The sequence below is a fragment of the uncultured Nostoc sp. genome (genome assembly GCF_964245575.1).
Classification (GTDB): Bacteria; Cyanobacteriota; Cyanobacteriia; order Cyanobacteriales; family Nostocaceae; genus Nostoc.
In genome coordinates this window covers 1-2,903 of record NZ_CAXTNP010000501.1, presented here as the reverse complement: position 1 = coordinate 2,903, position 2,903 = coordinate 1, and the positions used below count along the sequence as shown (strand labels likewise).

Below are 2,903 nucleotides of genomic sequence, written 5' to 3'. Positions count from 1 at the left end.
CCTATGTGGGAGATCCGACGCAAGACAGAGAGAAGGTGACAGTAGGACGAGCTAGCTATAAATTTGAGCATAATTTTAGCGATCAGTGGTCTTTGTACAATAGCTTGAGCTATGCGTTTGTAGAGCGACCTTATACTACTAACGTCACACCAACGAGTTTAGAGGCAGATAACCGTACTGTCGATCGCTTTGAGCAGATTTGGGGTCCGACTAGCGTCAGCAACCTTTCTCAAGATACTCATGTAGTGGGTAAGTTCAACACTGGTTCTCTAGAACACCAATTGCTCGTTGGCGTTGATTGGTATCAACGGATAGTTTCACCCTACAGTTTTATAATCCGAACTTTTCCGTCGCTTGATATTTACAATCCAGTTTATGGACAGACACCAGGAGATATTTTCGCTGGTCGCAAAGATAAGGAGAGAATCGATGACTTAGGAATTTATTTTCAAGACCAATTAGCGATCACACCTAAGCTGAAGTTAGTCTTGGGTGGACGGGGGGACTTTGTGGATGAAAAGACGATCGCCACAACCTTTAACAACCCCACAAGTGTTAGTGAGCAATCCAACTCTGCATTTAGCCCACGCTTGGGCATTGTCTATCAACCGATTCCACCTGTTTCACTATACGCCAGCTACAGCCAATCTTTCGATCAAGTTGTGGGTACAGATGTCAACAACAATCCCTTTGAACCTACACGCGGTACTCAGTATGAAGTTGGAGTTAAAACCGACTTGCTCAATGATAAACTTTCTGCAACACTCGCTTTGTACCAACTCACTCAAAGCAACATTGTAACGACAGATATAAACAATCCCATCTATGCTATCCAAGTTGGTGAGCAGAGAAGTAGAGGTGTTGAGCTATTTTTCACCGGGGAACTTGCCCCAGGATGGAACATCATTGCCGCTTACAACTATATTGATGGCCGTGTAACTCGTGACAACACTTTTAAAGTCGGAAGTTTACTTGCTAATACTCCAGAAAATAGCGCTTCTTTATGGACAACCTATATTATTCCCAAAGGCAAACTGCAAGGGTTGGGAGGCGGCTTGGGTGTGTTTTATTTTGGTGACAGAGAAGGTGATTTGACCAACACCTACACGTTGCCGAGTTATGTTCGCACCGATGCTGCTTTATACTACCGCCACAACAAATTCCAGGCAGCACTCAATTTCCAAAATTTGTTTGATGTTCTTTATTACCAAGGTGCGTACAATTTTAATCGTGTTTTTCGCGGCGAGCCGTTTGAGGTAGAGGCAACTTTAAAGTGGCAATTGTAAAAGTAACTATCATGCAAAAGTGGCTATCTTTAATGGCATTGTTACTACTTTTATTATTGTATAGTTGTAACTTGTGGAGGTTACCAGCTAACAAAGGTTATCTGTTAACTAAATCACCCGATAAAACAAGTATGCGCGTGGTTAAACACGTCATGGGTGAAACTATGGTTCCTACCCATCCACAACGGGTTGCTGTCTTGGTTCCCGCTTTAGTAGAACCTACTTTTGCCTTGGGAGTCAAGCCTATTGCTGCTTCAAAAGAAGCTGTAGATAACTTGCAGCAATTAGTAGGCAAGCTTAAAGGTATTGAAGATATTGGTTTTGAATCACCTAATCTGGAAAAACTTTTACGAATTAAGCCAGACTTGATTTTAGGCTTAAGTTCCCATCAAGACATCTACAGTCTGTTGTCTCACATTGCGCCTACAGTTTTAGGTACTTTTGACCCAGATGCACCGTGGAAAGGGTTCTTAGCTTTTACTGCTGATGCCTTGGGAAAAACTGACTTAGCACAGCAGTTAATGGCTAACTATTATACACGTTTAGCACAGTTGAGAGCTTCTATGAGTCAGTCTCGGTTAACTACAGTCGTGTCAGTGGTTGAATTGCGTACTGATGGACTTTTTCTACCTGAAGCTGCAAGTTTTGAAGGAGAAGTTTTCCACGATGCTGGTATTCAACGTCCGCCAAATCAGTTACTCAGTTTTGAAACGAGCATCCGCTTGCGCTTAGGAGGACGTTACGCTTTTCTTCCCATATCTGAGGAACTTTTGCATGAAGTTGATGGAGATATTCTATTTTTAGTTAAAGATTGGCTAGCAGCAAGTCAAAATCTTAACTCGATACAACAGCATTTGCTGGCATCTCCACTATGGCATAAGTTAAAAGTTGTGCAGCGCTCAAAGGTCTACAAAGTTGGCTCTTACTGGCGTGGTATGGGCCCAATCTCCGCAAACCGAATCATAGATGATTTAGTCCGATATTTGACAAAACCAATGAAATCAACTACTACACAATAACTGTGATGTAGTCAATGCTAATACGTTTAGCAAACTTTGTTTAAATTGCAATACTTTGCCAAAACAAGAGGATGAAGAAAGAGGGCTGATATAGTAAAGTTATTGTCTTTAACAACAACTCAAAAACCACTTTTTAGCCCATGCCCGATATTTTATCACTGCTACAATAAATTTCTTGCATGAATCAATGAGCTTTCACCCCACAATTTTATAAGGTTTACGGCGGAATACTAATAATGCGATCGCGGGAATTTCTCTTCTTATCCAACATATTTTGGTAAAAATTGTAGAAACCAAAATATTTCTGAAAACCCTTCAGATTAAAGATGCCTACAACGCAGAGTTCCCACGCCACTTGCCTCAGCGATCGCCTTTTGTGTAGGAATTGGATTTTTACTATCGACTAAGCACCTGCATCAAGATTGTGAAAAAAAGTAATCCTGAGAGCCAATCGGCACTGTAGTGCAGTCGATGCTACTGGAGTTACCATGTGCCAGGAATTATCTGAGGCACAATCACAGCCGAAAACTGGCCCAGTGGTGCAACAATACTGCTCGGTTAAGGAAAATAGAGGGTAAAAACAGAAAAATTATGTTCG

The 2,903-nt window shown here is 41.6% G+C and carries 2 protein-coding genes; both read left to right on the top strand.

The window, feature by feature from the left end; genetic code table 11:
* Nucleotides 1-1,286: TonB-dependent siderophore receptor (locus tag ACFFAP_RS37655; protein ID WP_375515978.1), on the top strand; the 1,286-nt coding region annotated here is incomplete at its 5' end.
* On the top strand, nt 1,274-2,305 hold the full coding sequence (locus tag ACFFAP_RS37650) for an iron-siderophore ABC transporter substrate-binding protein (RefSeq protein WP_375515977.1): 1,032 nt from the start codon (nt 1,274-1,276) through the stop codon (nt 2,303-2,305). The genes ACFFAP_RS37655 and ACFFAP_RS37650, both read left to right, overlap by 13 nt.
* The last annotated feature ends 598 nt before the right edge of the window (nt 2,306-2,903 follow it).